13 protein-coding genes are annotated in these 12,647 nt (G+C 70.4%); 8 read left to right on the top strand and 5 right to left on the bottom strand.

Going from position 1 to position 12,647, the window contains the following annotated elements; translation table 11 throughout:
• Positions 1-44 precede the first annotated feature (44 nt).
• A complete protein-coding gene (locus BM242_RS03010; RefSeq protein ID WP_093836991.1) occupies positions 45-2,099 on the bottom strand; it encodes a flotillin family protein in 2,055 nt (684 codons plus the stop codon).
• A 67-nt stretch (positions 2,100-2,166) separates the two neighbouring features.
• Positions 2,167-2,808, bottom strand: coding sequence for an OB-fold-containig protein (locus tag BM242_RS03005; RefSeq protein ID WP_093836990.1), 642 nt, complete (start codon positions 2,806-2,808; stop codon positions 2,167-2,169).
• Positions 2,809-3,149: 341 nt separating this feature from the next.
• Between BM242_RS03005 and BM242_RS03000 the strand changes: the two genes are divergently transcribed.
• The 3 genes from BM242_RS03000 (at position 3,150) to nhaA (ending at position 6,946) form a co-directional block, all read left to right on the top strand.
• Complete coding sequence (locus BM242_RS03000; RefSeq protein ID WP_093836989.1) at positions 3,150-4,520, top strand: TrkH family potassium uptake protein; 1,371 nt, start codon at positions 3,150-3,152, stop codon at positions 4,518-4,520.
• A complete protein-coding gene (locus BM242_RS02995) occupies positions 4,517-5,248 on the top strand; it encodes a potassium channel family protein (RefSeq protein ID WP_245833765.1) in 732 nt (243 codons plus the stop codon). The genes BM242_RS03000 and BM242_RS02995 overlap by 4 nt, the downstream gene beginning before the upstream one ends.
• Before the next feature lie 321 nt (positions 5,249-5,569).
• Complete coding sequence (gene nhaA, locus BM242_RS02990) at positions 5,570-6,946, top strand: Na+/H+ antiporter NhaA (protein WP_093836988.1); 1,377 nt, start codon at positions 5,570-5,572, stop codon at positions 6,944-6,946.
• A gap of 58 nt (positions 6,947-7,004) precedes the next feature.
• Here the strand turns inward: nhaA and BM242_RS02985 are convergent, their stop codons facing one another.
• A complete protein-coding gene (locus BM242_RS02985) occupies positions 7,005-7,763 on the bottom strand; it encodes a GntR family transcriptional regulator (RefSeq protein WP_093836987.1) in 759 nt (252 codons plus the stop codon).
• A gap of 300 nt (positions 7,764-8,063) precedes the next feature.
• Between BM242_RS02985 and BM242_RS02980 the strand changes: the two genes are divergently transcribed.
• Positions 8,064-8,261: a MerR family transcriptional regulator gene (locus BM242_RS02980; protein WP_093836986.1), complete on the top strand. Its 198-nt coding sequence runs from the start codon at positions 8,064-8,066 to the stop codon at positions 8,259-8,261.
• 185 nt (positions 8,262-8,446) lie between these two features.
• Positions 8,447-8,659, top strand: a complete 213-nt coding sequence (locus tag BM242_RS02975) for a heavy-metal-associated domain-containing protein (RefSeq protein ID WP_093836985.1) — start codon at positions 8,447-8,449, stop codon at positions 8,657-8,659.
• A 91-nt stretch (positions 8,660-8,750) separates the two neighbouring features.
• Here the strand turns inward: BM242_RS02975 and BM242_RS02970 are convergent, their stop codons facing one another.
• Complete coding sequence (locus tag BM242_RS02970; protein ID WP_093836984.1) at positions 8,751-10,457, bottom strand: cellulase family glycosylhydrolase; 1,707 nt, start codon at positions 10,455-10,457, stop codon at positions 8,751-8,753.
• 105 nt (positions 10,458-10,562) lie between these two features.
• Positions 10,563-10,952 carry an ATP-binding protein gene (locus BM242_RS02965; protein ID WP_175541226.1) on the bottom strand — a complete coding sequence of 130 codons (390 nt, stop codon included), beginning with the start codon at positions 10,950-10,952 and terminating at the stop codon, positions 10,563-10,565.
• Positions 10,953-11,120: 168 nt separating this feature from the next.
• On the opposite strand from BM242_RS02965, the gene BM242_RS02960 reads away from it, so the two are divergent.
• The 3 genes from BM242_RS02960 to BM242_RS02950 are packed head-to-tail and all read left to right on the top strand — an operon-like array spanning position 11,121 to position 12,647.
• Positions 11,121-11,975, top strand: a complete 855-nt coding sequence (locus BM242_RS02960) for a helix-turn-helix domain-containing protein (protein WP_093836982.1) — start codon at positions 11,121-11,123, stop codon at positions 11,973-11,975.
• Between the two features lie 9 nt (positions 11,976-11,984).
• Positions 11,985-12,188: a DUF397 domain-containing protein gene (locus tag BM242_RS02955; RefSeq protein ID WP_175541225.1), complete on the top strand. Its 204-nt coding sequence runs from the start codon at positions 11,985-11,987 to the stop codon at positions 12,186-12,188.
• A 48-nt stretch (positions 12,189-12,236) separates the two neighbouring features.
• Positions 12,237-12,647 (top strand): carboxymuconolactone decarboxylase family protein, encoded by a 411-nt coding sequence (locus BM242_RS02950; protein ID WP_217652352.1) that lies wholly within the window; start codon positions 12,237-12,239, stop codon positions 12,645-12,647.

The raw sequence follows: 12,647 nt of genomic DNA, 5'->3' as shown, positions 1-12,647 counted from the left end.
GAGCGGGGCGCCGGGCCGCGCGGAGGCGGCCCGGCGCCCCGGCGTCACTGCTGGGCGTTGAGCTGCTTGTTCAGGTTCGGCTGCGGCTGGGCCGGCACGGCGAGCCGCTCCAGCGGCAGGTCGGCCAGGCCGTTGGCGCGGGCCGCCGCCAGCAGCTCGGACAGGGCGCCGCTGTGCTGCCCGCCGTCCGAGATCAGCTTGGTGAGCAGCCCGGCCAGGGTGAGGTCGCGCAGCCCGGCCGCGCCGAGCCCGCCGAGCATGCCGGCCAGGTCCCGGGTGAAGGTGGAGTTCTCCCGGTCCAGCCAGGGACCGGCCATGGCCTGCACGTTCTCCGAGTGGCCGATGAGGTTGTCCACGCTCTTGCCGGCGGAGACGGCGTTGACGATCCGGTCGAAGAACACCTGGTCGCCGCCGACGATGTCGATCTTGGCGTTCTCCAGGGCGGTGCCCACCACCGTGGCCTGGGCCTCGGCGATCTGCCGCTGCACATCCACCTGCGCGATGCGGATCTCCTTCTCGGCCTCCAGCCGCAGCCGGTACTCCTCGTGGTCCCGGCTGGCGGCGTCCAGCGCGGCCATGGCCTCGGCCTTCTGCTTCAGGCCGTCGGCCTCGGCCTCCATCTTCTCGCGCAGCGCCTCGGCCTCGGCCAGGCCCATCTCCTTGGCGGCCTCGGCCTCGGCGTGCCGGGTGGCGGCGAGGGCGGCGGCCATCCGCTCCTTGACCTGGGCCTCGGCCATGCCGCCGGCGGCGGCGTCGGCCTGCTTGCCCTCGGCCAGCCGGATAGCGGCGGCGGCCTCCATCTCGGCGGCCTTGCGCCGGGCCTCGGCCAGGGTCAGCTCCTCCTGGGCGCGGTGCACCGCGGCGGCCTCCGCGGCCTCGGCGGCCTTGATGTCCTTGACCAGCCGCTCCTGGGCCTCGGCCTCGGCCTGGATGATCAGCGCCTGCCGCTCCCGCTCGGCCTCCTCGACCGTGCGCAGCTTCTTGATGTCCTCCTCCTGCTGCGCGACCGTCTTCTCGACCGCGATCCGCTCCCGGATGACGTCGGCGATCTCCCGCTTCTCGCCCTCGATCTCCTTGTCCTTGGCGATCCGGCGCAGCTCCGTCTCCCGCTCGCGGGCGATCACTTCGAGCTGGCGGTCCTTCTCGATGCGCTCGGTCTCCACCGCGACCACCCGCTGCCGGTTCAACTGGGCGACGGCGACCTCCCGTTCGCGGTTCTCGTTCTGCACGCCGAGGGCCTCTTCGGTCTTGAGGTGCGCGGCCTGGGCGCGCAGCCGCTCCTCGGCCTGTATCCGGGCGACCTCGGCCTCCTCCTTGGCCCGCACGGTGGCGATCTCCCGCTGCTGCTTGATCTCGGCGTCGGCCTGGCGGCGCTCCAGCTCCAGCACGGCCTCCCGGGCGTCCACGTTCTGCCGGGTGATCTCCTTCTCCTCGTGGCGCCGGGACTCGTTGGTGAGGATGTGCTGGGCGGCGGTCAGCTCGGTGATCTTCCGGATGCCCTGGGCGTCGAGGATGTTGTCCTTGTCCAGCTGGGCGAGCGGGGTCTGCTCCAGGTAGTCGATGGCGACGTCCTCCAGGCGGTAGCCGTTGAGGTCGCGGCCGATCTCGGCGATGATCCGCTGCTTGAGCTCGTCCCGCTTGACGTAGAGGTCCTCGAATTCGAGCTGCTTGCCCACCGTCTTCAGCGCCTCGGAGAACTTGGCGTTGAACAGCAGCTGGAGGGTGTCCTGGTTGCTGGCGCGCTCGGTGCCGATCGCCTGGGCGACCTTGATCACGTCGTCGACGGTGTTGTTGACCCGCACGTAGAAGGAGATGCGGATGTCGGCCCGGATGTTGTCGGAGCAGATCAGGCCGTCCTTGCCGATCCGGGCCAGCTCCAGCGTCTTCACCGAGATGTCCATGATCTCGGCCTTGTGCAGCACCGGCAGTACCACCATGCCGGTGAAGGTCACATCGACCTTGCGCATTTTGGAGACGATGAGCGCCTTGCCCTGCTCGACCTTGCGGAACAGCCGGGTAATGGCGAACAGCATCACAAGCAGGATGAGCAGGATGACGGCAAGGAGTATGCCGAGCCCCTGGGTGATGGCGGTGTCCATCGTTGCGTTGTCCTTCTGTCGTGTGCCGGAAGGTGCGTGAGCGGCGGCGGTCCGGCGGCGCGGCGGCTCAGCCGAGCGGATCGGCGGCGGCGCCGGCCGGGGCGACCCGGAAGAAATCGCCCTCCCGGTCGTAATCGAAGAGCAGTGCGCTGCTGCCGGCGGCGATCGGTTCGCCGCCCTCCTCGCCGCGGATGTCCACCAGGACGGTGGAGCCGTCGTCCAGGGTGATCTCGCCCTGGCCGAAGCTCTCCCCGGCGCAGCCGACCCGCACCACGCACACCCGGCCGACGAAGTGGGCGTTGCGCGGCGCGGAAGCGGAGCGCAGTATCCGGCGCAGCGGGCGGGCCAGCAGCCAGGTGGTCTGCCAGCCGGCGTACAGCATCAGCGCCGTCCAGGGCAGCAGGATCAGGGCGGAGTCGAACAGCGCGGTGCCGATCAGGCCGGTGAACCAGGCCACGGCGATGACCAGCGACAGCACCACGGTGACCGGCACGCCGCCCAGGCCCAGCACGGCCGGCAGGCCCGCGAGGCCGCCGGGGGAGCCGCCCTCCCCCGCGTCCCCCGCGTCGCCCCCGGTGTCCCCGCCGTCGAAGGCACTGCCGGCGATGCCGGTGACCGCGGCGAAGAGCCAGTAGCCGATGACGACCACGAGCGGGAAGGTGAAGACGACGGTGGGGAACTCCAGGGCCGCGTCGAAGAACTCCCCCATGTGTTCCCCTCCCCGTTGCGATCCTGGCCACATTTATACGCCACCGGACCGACACCGGGACAGGAGGGTGTCTGGATCATGCAGTCATCCGCCGGCCGGGCGCCGCCCGTCCGCCCTCGTCACGGCCGCCGGTCCCACCGGGTGGCCGCCCGGACACGGTCCGTCACCGACGACCGCGGGGCGGCCCCGGGCGTCCTTGGTTGCTGCATACGGTTACAGTGGTCGTTTTGTTGGATTCGAGTGCGCTCGAGACGTCAATGACATGGCTGTCATGGCTGTCGTGGCCCCTGTGCCTGCCATGCCGGTCATGCGTGTCCTGAGTGTCCTGAGGATGGCAAAGCGTGGCGCAAGTCCTGAGCCGGGGGCGGGCGGCTCTGTTCCGCATCCACCCGGCCCGCATCGTGGTGACCGCCTGGGGCTGCACCATCGTCATCGGCACCACCCTGCTGGCGCTGCCGGTCTCGGCCGCCGGCGGACGGGCGACCTCCCTGATCGACGCCCTGTTCACGGCCACCTCCGCGGTCTGTGTGACCGGTCTGGTGGTGGTGGACACCGGCAGCCACTGGAGCGGTTTCGGCCAGTGGGTGATCCTGGTCCTGTTCCAGCTCGGCGGCTTCGGCATCATGGCCGTGGCCTCGCTGCTCGCCCTGCTGATCGCCGGCAAGCTGCGGATGCGGTTGACGCTGGTGGCCCAGACCGAGACCAAGGGCCCGGTGCTGGGCGAGGTGCGCCGGGTGGTCACCCGGATTGCCCTGATCAGCGCCATCATCGAGGGCGTCACCGCGATCTGGCTGATCCTGCGCTTCGCCGCCCATGGCATGGCCTGGGGAGACGCCGTTTATCACGGCTTCTACCACGCCGTGTCGGCGTTCAACAACGCCGGCTTCGTCCTGTACTCGGACAGCCTGATGGGCTACGCGCACGATCCATGGGTGCTGCTGCCGGTGGCGACCGCGATGCTGCTGGGCGGCATCGGCTTCCCGGTCATGGTGGAGCTGCTGCGGCACCGTTCCCGGCGGCGCGACACCGGCCGGATAAGCTGGTCGCTGCATCTGAAGCTCACCCTGCTGACCAGCGCCCTGCTGCTGGCCGCCGGCACCCTGCTCGTTCTCGTCCTGGAATGGGAGAACGCCGCCACCCTGGGCGGCATGAACGTCGTGGACAAGACCGTCAACGCGTTCTTCCACTCCGCCATGGCCCGCTCGGGCGGATTCAATTCCGTGGACACCGGCGCCATGGAACCGGCCAGCCTGCTGGCCACCGTCGCCCTGATGTTCATCGGCGGCGGCAGCGGCGGCACGGCCGGCGGCATCAAGGTCACCACCTTCGCCGTGCTGGGCGTGGCCATCATCGCCGAGGTGCGCGGTGAGCCCGCCTCCGGCATCCTCGGCCGCCGGCTGGCCCCCCATGTGCTGCGCCAGGCGCTGACCGTGGCGCTGCTCGGGGTGGGCCTGGTGATCCTGGCCACCATCGCCCTCCTCACCCTGATGGAGGAGCGGCTGGAGGTGGTTCTGTTCGAGGCGGTCTCGGCGTTCGGCACGGTCGGGCTGTCGGCGGGCGCCACCATGGACCTGCCGCCGCTGGGCAAGCTGATCATCGTCGGGCTGATGTTCATCGGCCGGGTGGGTCCGATCACCCTGGTCTCCGCGCTGGCGCTGCGGGAGCGCACCCGCCGCTACCAGCTTCCCGAAGAACGACCGATCATTGGATGACGATGGGCAACTACCTCCACTCCCTGCGCCAGCGGCGCCGCAAACGGCTCGCGCACAGCTACGCGCAGCAGCACATGGGCGACCAGCGGGTGGCCGTGATCGGCCTGGGCCGGTTCGGCAGCTCGCTGGCCCGGGAGCTGATGCGCCGCGGCTGGGACGTGCTGGGCATCGACGAGAGCGAGCGTCTGGTGCAGCGGCACAGCGACTTCCTCACCCATTCGGCGGTGGCGGACTGCACCGACCCCGAGGTGCTGCGCCAGCTGGGGGTGCACGACTTCTCCAGCGCGGTGGTGGCCATCGGCAGCGATGTGGAGGCCAGCATCCTGGTCACCACCAATCTGCTGGAGTTCGACATCCCCAATGTCTGGGCCAAGGCGATCAGCCGCCAGCACGGCCAGATCCTGGAGCGGCTCGGCGCCCACCATGTGGTGCTGCCGGAGCATGAGATGGGCGAGCGGGTGGCGCATCTGGTCACCGGCCGGATGCTCGACTTCATCGAGTTCGACGACGACTACGCGCTGGTCAAGACGGTGGCCCCGGAGATAGCCACCGGTGTGCCGCTGGGCGTGAGCGCGGTCCGCTCCAAGTACGGGGTGACCGTGGTCGGGATCAAGCGCCCCGGCCAGGGCTTCACCTATGCGACCGCGGAGACCGTGATCGAGGCGGGCGATGTGATCGTGGTCACCGGCAAGACGGCCGCGGTGGAGGCCTTCGCCGAGTTGAGCTGACCCCCCTGCCGGTAACCGGGTGTGACCATGTACGGTGGAGCCACCGCTTTCTGCGTTTGGAGCGGAACCCGCACCGCTACCGTTTCACCGTACAAGCACACGCGGCACCGCAGCAGTCACAGAAACACAGAAGCACAGGAACAACAGAAATACCGGACGTGGTCACGGCCACCGGGAGCCGCCGGAGTACCGGCGGGCCGCCCGCGGCCGGGGGCAGGTCCGTTGGGCGCGCCGGGAAGTCTGGTCGGCAATCGGTTTGCAGTTGTCCCCAATTGTTTCCGTAACCCGTAACCGTCCCCTCGACACGGAGGCCCGCCGTCCATGACGCCGCCGCACGCCCAGCATTCCCCGCAGCCGCACCACGACTACACCGAGCGTGACCGCCGCTCCATCGCCGAATTCCTGCGCCTGGAGGTCTCCGGCGGCGTGATGCTGCTGCTGGCGGCCACGCTGGCGCTGATCCTGGCGAACTCCCCGCTGAGCGACGGCTACGCCTCGGTGCGCGACCACTACCTGGGCCCGGAGGTGCTCGGCCTGCGGATGTCCATCGGCCACTGGGCGGCCGACGGACTGCTGGCCGTCTTCTTCTTCATCGCCGGCATCGAGCTCAAGCGCGAACTGGTCATCGGCGAACTGCGCAACCCGGCCGCCGCGGCCCTGCCCATCGTGGCCGCGGTGGGCGGCATGGCCGTACCGGCGCTCATCTATGTCGCGATCGTGGGCACCCAGGGCGGTGAACTGAACGGCTGGGCGGTGCCCATGGCCACCGACATCGCCTTTGCGCTGGGCGTGCTGGCGGTGGTCGGCCGCAGGCTGCCGTCCGCGCTGCGCACCTTCCTGCTCACCCTGGCGATCGTGGACGACCTGATCGCGATCATCATCATCGCGATCTTCTACACCTCGCAGATGAACCTCTGGGCGCTGCTGGGCTCGCTGGCCGGGCTGGTCCTCTTCCACCAGCTCCACCACCGCGGGGTGCGCGGCTGGTACGTCTATGTGCCGCTGGCCCTGGTGATCTGGGCGCTGATGATCAACAGCGGGGTGCACGCCACCATCGCGGGCGTGGCCATCGGCATGCTGCTGCGCACCACCCCGCGGGAGGGCGAGCACGAGTCCCCGGCGGAGCATGTGGAGCACATCGTGCACCCGTACTCGGCCGGGCTGGCGGTGCCGCTGTTCGCGCTGTTCGCGGCCGGGGTGGAGATCTCGCCGTCCAGCCTGACCGCGATGGCCGGGGACTCCGAGGCGGTCGGTGTGCTGATGGGGCTGTTCGCGGGCAAGCTGATCGGGGTCTTCGGCGCCACCTATCTGATGGCCAGATTCACCCGCGCCAGGCTCTCGCCCGCGCTGGGCTGGGCGGACATCGCCGGGGCCGCGCTGCTGGCCGGCATCGGCTTCACGGTCTCGCTGCTCGTCACCGAGCTGGCCTTCGCCGAGCATCACGAGCTGGAGGAGCATGTCAAGGCCGCGGTGCTGATCGCCTCCACCGTGGCGGCGGTGTGCGCGGCGGGGGTGCTGGGCTGGCGCAACCGGGTCCATGCCGCCCGGGACGGTGCCGGGGGCGGTGCCGGTACGGACGGCCCGGACGGCCCGGACGGCAAGGGCACCGGCGGCGGGGGAACGGGCGGGGCGGCCGGCGACGGCCCGGAGAACACCTCCACCGGGGCCACCGCCCTCTCGGCCCGCCGGGAGAAGTGACCGGACCGCGGAGCGGGCCGGGCCGGCCGGAAGGAGCCCCGGCATCCCGCCCCGGCGTTCATGACCGCACCAGCAGATGCAGCTCAAAGGCATAGCGGGTGGCCCGGTACAGATGCGAGCCGTACTCCACGGCCCGGCCGGTGTCGTCATAGGCGGTGCGCCGCATGGTCAGCAGCGGCGCGCCCTCCGGTTCGGCCAGCAGGGCACCCTCCTCGCCGGTGGCGGCCCGCGCGCCGATGGACTGGCGCGCGCTGTGCAGGGTGATGCCGGCCTTGCGTAACCGGTGGTAGAGCCCGCCGCTCTCCAGGTCCTGGCGCTCCGGGGCGAACAGCCCCTGCGGCAGATAGTTGCGCAGATAGGCCAGGGGCTGGTCCTGGCTCAGGCGCAGCCGCTCCAGCAGATGGACGGCCGCGCCGCCGGACAAGCCCAGCGCGCCGGCCACCTCCTCCGGGGCGGGAACCGTCTCGATGCGCAGCACCCGGGTGGCCGGGCGCTCGCCGGCCGCCTCCAGGTCGTCGTAAAGGCTGTTGACCTCCAGGGGGCGGCCCATCCGGCTCTGCACCACCTGGGTGCCCACGCCGCGGCGGCGGACCAGCAGGCCCTTGTCGACCAGGGCCTGTATCGCCTGCCGGACGGTGGGCCGGGACAGGCCGAGCCGGGCGGCCAGCTCGATCTCGTTGCCCAGCAGGGAGCCGGGCGGCAGCCGGCCGTCCTCGATGGCCTCCGCCAACTGACGGGAGAGCTGGAAGTACAGCGGCACCGGGCTGCCGCGGTCGATGCTGAACTGGAGGTCCACAGGCGTCGTCCCCTTCCCCATGACCCGAGCCTAGCCAAGCCCTGTGCCGCGCCGCGCACGGACCTGACCTCTTGTCAGATCTGTGCGATTCCCCTATCCAGAAGCGACACACGGACCCGCGTCCGGTCAGTTCGCGATCGTCCGGCATCCGTCACCGTTCGGCACCTCTCCCGTCACAGGTGGCCAACAAGCCCCATCCCGTCCGGGCCTCGATCGTTCTCCGGGCACAGGCTCGTGATCACCAGCCGCCGCGCGGGGGCTCCCCCCGACGGCCACCAGGGCGGCCGTCGCCCCGGCGCGGTGCAGGGAGGTGCTTAGTTGATGACGGACCGCGGACTCTGGTCGTACAAGGAGATCGCCGCGCACATCCAGGTGCAGCCGGACACCGTCCGGTCGTACCGGAAGCACGGCCATCTTCCGCCGCCGGACGTGGTCGAGCGCGGCAGGCCCTACTGGTACCCGGAAACCATCAGGAAGTGGGTGACCCAGCGACCGGGCCGGCGGGGCCGGAAGAACTGATCCCCGATCCGGCGGACCGCCCCGGCAGATGAGGCCCGGCACCGCACAAGGGTGCCGGGCCTCACACGGCCGAGCGACTGGCTCATACCCCAAGGGGGTATTATCTTTGGTGTTGCAAGCACCCGTCCGGGGGTCCGGGGGGCACCGGGACACCCGCCCGTCTCACCCATGCATGAGGAGCCACCATGAGCACCGTCACCTACAAGGTCAGCGGGATGAGCTGCGGCCACTGCGAGGGGGCCGTCTCCTCCGAGCTCTCCGCCCTGCCGGGCGTCACGGCGGTGAAGGCCGACGCCGGGGCCGGGCTGGTCACGGTCACCTCCGAGGCGCCGCTGGAGGAGTCCGCGGTGCGCGCCGCGGTCGACGAGGCCGGCTACACGCTGGTCGGCGCCGCCTGAGCCGCTCCGCTCCTCCGCACGGCCCGCGCCCGGGCCCGGGGCCCTTCCCGCCGCCACCGGCGGGAAGGGCCCCGGCCCGTTTGCGCCGCGGTCAGCCGGCGGTGCCGGTGACCGTGGTGCCGGACCTGGTCAGGGTGTACTCCACCGTGTCACCGCTCCAGAAGTGGAAGGTCAGCAGCACCGTGGAGCCGTCCCGCACCTCGTCGAAGAAGGCCGCGGGCAGGGTGATCTCCCCGGCGTCGTAGTCGGGTGCGAAGGCCGCGCCGAACTCCTTGTAGGAGGTCCAGCCGTGCGGCCCGGCGTTGCCGCTGCCGTCGGCGTAGACCGCCTCCATGGTGGCGAGCCGGTCGCCGTGGAAGGCGGCCGGGATCACCAGCCCGCCGGTGGTTCCGGCGGCGTCCGCCACCACCGGCGTGTCATGGCTGATCACCTTCACCTCCCAGGGCACTCCCCGGGAGAAGCGCAGCGTGAGCACCGCGTTGGTCCCGTACTCCCGGGCCGCGGTCAGGCGCTCCAGGGTGGCCGCGAAGACGGTCAGCCGGTCGCCGTCGAGCGTGTAGTCGCGCCCGTGGACCAGCCACCGGTGGCCATGGCGTACCGACCACAGCCGGTTGCCGTTGGGGTTCAGGGTGAGGGTCGCGTCCGACGGGCTTCCGCCGCGGCGGACGAAGATCTGGTCGCTGGAGGCGGTGCCCGAGGCCACCCGCCAGCTCGACCGGATCTGCCGGTACAGGCTCGGATCGCTCCACTCGAAGGTGGTACGCCCGAAGTGCTGGCCGTTGTCCCAGAGCATGGTGGTGAGCCGCTTGGCGCGGGCGTAATTGCCCAGGAACTCGAAGAACTTCAGCTTCTCGCCCTGCTGGACGGTGTCGGTGCTGCGGTCGAAGCCGAGCAGCCCGTACTCGCCGATGATCACGGGCACGCCCCGGGCGGTGAACGTCTCGTGCACCCGGTCGAAGACATCGGTCAGGTCCTGCCGGGTGGTCTCGTCGAAGCGGGTGTGGCCGGCGACGTTCACACTGAACGGCCAGAAGCCGTAGAAGTGGACGGTGGCCACCAGGCGGGGGTCGTCCAGCTCGGCGAGGGTGGCGGCCAGTTCGTCCAGCCTGGCCTGGTCGGCCGAGGTGTGCAGGGTGGGCAGAACGAGCAGGCGGGTGGCGTTCCGGCCGCCCGAGCCGCGCACCACGGCATGGAAGGCCGCGTTCAGCTCGTGCATCAGCGCGGCGTTCTGCGCGTCTCCCGAACTGCCGTCGAAGAACGGCTCATTGATGCTTTCGAACAGCAGACGGCGGGAGGAGTCGCGGAACGCGCCGGCGATCTGCGTCCAGGCGGCGGTGTACCGGTCGAGCACCTCGTCATGCCGGGCGGGCATCCCGCTCACCCACTGCCAGGAGTCGTGATGCATGTTGATCAGGACGTACAGGCCCTCGTCCAGCGCCCAGCCGACGACCTCGCGGACGCGTTCCAGGGTGGCCGGGTCGATGGTGTAGTCCGGTGCCGGGCCCTGGTGCTGGCCCCAGGTCACCGGTATCCGGATGCTCCGGAAGCCCTGCGCCCGGATGTTGCGGAGCAGTTCGCGGGTGACCCGCGGATTGCCCCAGGCGGTCTCGTCGGCGCCGATGGCGTCGAAGGTGTTGCCCAGATTCCAGCCGGGCTGCATGGCGTCGACCACGTCCTGCGCCGAACGCCCACCGCCCTGCCCGCCCCTTTCGCCCGTCGCGCCCGTCGTCCCGGCGTCGGCGGCAAGGGCGCCGCTGGGCATCACCATCAGCCCCAGCAGCACCACCAGGGCCGCCATGGCGGCCAGTAGCCCTCGTGAACGGCTTCTCACAGTCAACCCTTCCGTTGAACCGGTTCAAGGACGTTCACTAGCGCCACATCGTGCACACGTCAAGGAAGCGCTTCACCGGCCCCCGCGCCGCAGCTCGAACCACACGCTCTTCCAGCATTGGCCGCTCCCCCGGGACACCCCCCAGGCCGAGGCCATCGTGTGCACCAGCCAGAGACCGCGCCCGCTCCCGGCCTCCGGCGGCGCCTCCCTGGGGGTCGGCAGCGCGGCGCCGGAACCGTCGTGCACGGAGACGGTCACCCGGTCCCCGCGCAGCGTGGTGATCACCGTGACCAGCGGTCCGGTGGTGTGCCGCCAGGTGTTGGTGACCAGCTCCGAGACCAGCAGCCGGGCGGTGTCCGCCACCTCCCCCAGCCCGCCGTGCGCCACCACGACCGCGACATGATCGCGCACCACCCGTACCGAATCCGGCGCGTTCGGCACCGTCAGCCGATACGACCGCACCCCGCTCCTGCCCCGCACCGCCACATCCATTTCCGCTCCTAGGATTCCTTCACCTCCCCTCAAGCTAGGGGGCATAAAGCCCACCTAACAAGTCGCTCATTTGGGTGATGAGCGATTCGACCGGAGGGCTGTCGGACGGTCAGACTGGTCCGAAGCGAAGGGAGTGGGATGCCGCCGAGGATCAATCCGAGCGCACGGGAGAGACGACTGGGTGCGGAGTTGCGCAAGCTGCGGGAGAAGGCGGGCAGGACGGCACGGGAGGCCGGCGCACTCATCGGCACGGATCAGTCCAAGATGAGCAATATCGAGGCTGGTTACCGGGCCATCAGCGAGGAGCGCATCCGCCGCCTGGCGGCCTACTACGCCTGCACCGACGCGGCACTGATCGAGGCCCTGTGCGCCATGGCCGGAGAACGCCGAGGCAAGCGCTGGTGGGATGAGTATCGGGGAATTCTTTCCCCCGACTTCCTCGATGTGGCAGAACTCGAACACCACGCGACCTACCTGCGGTCCGTCCAGATCGTTTCCATCCCCGGCCTGCTTCAGACCGAGGACTACGCCGAGGCCCTGTTCCGGGGCGGCATCCCACCTCTGCCCGAGGAGGAGGTCCGGGTCCGCACCGAGTACCGGATGCGGCGCAAGGTCTTCTTCGAGCGGCCGGACTCTCCTCCGCTCCAGGCGATCATCCACGAAGCCGCCCTGCGCATGCGGTTCGGTGGCCGCCAGGTGGTCCGGAATCAGTTGGAGCATCTCATCGAGTCATCGCGGTCACCGGCCGTCGATGTCCGTGTCGTCCCGTTCACCAACGAGCGTTTCATCGAGGCCACCCAGCCCGTTGTCTACGCGGGCGGGGTGGTGCCACACCTGGACACCGTGCACATGGACAGCCCTTACGGGGGACGCTTCGCCGACGCCGAGACAGTGTTGGAGAATTACCGCGCGTTCTTCGATCACGCGTTGCGGGCGGCCCTCGACCCCGAGGAGTCCCGCCAGCTCATCCATCACATCGCACGGGAACTGTGAGGCGCCGCCATGACCGGCATAGCGATCCAGTGGCAGAAGTCCTCCTTCTCCGGAGCCAACGGCCCCGACTGCGTCGAGTTGGCGCACGGCGGCGGGCCGCTGCTGCTGAGGGAGAGCGACGCACCGGAGACCGTGCTCGCCGCTTCTCCCGCCGCGTTCGCCGCACTGCTCACCCGTCTGAAGGAACCGGGCTTGCCCTGGAGTCCGCTCTGACCCGTAGCTTCGTCCGGTGACGGAACAAGCCGGGACGGAGACAGACACATGAGCGGTGACGAGATGCGGCGGGAGCGGTTCGAGCGGGGCATGCGGGTGCTCGGTGAGATCGACGGCGACGCCGGCCGGCGGGTGATGGACGCGCTCGCCGACGTCTCCCCGGAGCTGGCCCACCAGATCGCCGCCTGGGGCTTCGGCGAGATCTACAGCCGCCCGGCGCTGCCGCCGCGCGACCGGCAGTTGGTGACCCTCGGCATGCTCACCGCGCTCGGCGGCTGCGAGCCCCAGTTGGAGGTGCACGTCAACGCGGCGCTGAACGTCGGCCTGTCCCCCGAGGAGATCGTCGAGGCCATGCTGCACGCCGCCGCCTACTGCGGCTTCCCGCGCGCGCTGAACGCCACCTTCACCGCCAAGAAGGTCTTCGCCGAACGCGGCCTGCTGCCCGTCGGCGACGGATAA

The sequence above is a fragment of the Streptomyces aidingensis genome (assembly GCF_900112355.1).
GTDB classification, from domain to species: domain Bacteria; phylum Actinomycetota; class Actinomycetes; order Streptomycetales; family Streptomycetaceae; genus Streptomyces; species Streptomyces aidingensis.
This window is presented reverse-complemented; position numbering and strand designations above follow the sequence as displayed.

What these genes read in the sequence shown, in the direction of transcription:
- BM242_RS03010 (WP_093836991.1), bottom strand. Translation starts at nt 2,099, where the DNA reads ATGGACACCGCCATCACCCAGGGGCTCGGCATACTCCTTGCCGTCATC.
- BM242_RS03005 (WP_093836990.1), bottom strand. Translation starts at nt 2,808, where the DNA reads ATGGGGGAGTTCTTCGACGCGGCCCTGGAGTTCCCCACCGTCGTCTTC.
- BM242_RS02995 (WP_245833765.1), top strand. Translation starts at nt 4,517, where the DNA reads ATGACGATGGGCAACTACCTCCACTCCCTGCGCCAGCGGCGCCGCAAA.
- nhaA (WP_093836988.1), top strand. Translation starts at nt 5,570, where the DNA reads ATGACGCCGCCGCACGCCCAGCATTCCCCGCAGCCGCACCACGACTAC.
- BM242_RS02985 (WP_093836987.1), bottom strand. Translation starts at nt 7,763, where the DNA reads ATGGGGAAGGGGACGACGCCTGTGGACCTCCAGTTCAGCATCGACCGC.
- BM242_RS02980 (WP_093836986.1), top strand. Translation starts at nt 8,064, where the DNA reads ATGACGGACCGCGGACTCTGGTCGTACAAGGAGATCGCCGCGCACATC.
- BM242_RS02975 (WP_093836985.1), top strand. Translation starts at nt 8,447, where the DNA reads ATGAGCACCGTCACCTACAAGGTCAGCGGGATGAGCTGCGGCCACTGC.
- BM242_RS02970 (WP_093836984.1), bottom strand. Translation starts at nt 10,457, where the DNA reads ATGGCGGCCCTGGTGGTGCTGCTGGGGCTGATGGTGATGCCCAGCGGC.
- BM242_RS02960 (WP_093836982.1), top strand. Translation starts at nt 11,121, where the DNA reads ATGCCGCCGAGGATCAATCCGAGCGCACGGGAGAGACGACTGGGTGCG.
- BM242_RS02955 (WP_175541225.1), top strand. Translation starts at nt 11,985, where the DNA reads ATGACCGGCATAGCGATCCAGTGGCAGAAGTCCTCCTTCTCCGGAGCC.
- BM242_RS02950 (WP_217652352.1), top strand. Translation starts at nt 12,237, where the DNA reads ATGAGCGGTGACGAGATGCGGCGGGAGCGGTTCGAGCGGGGCATGCGG.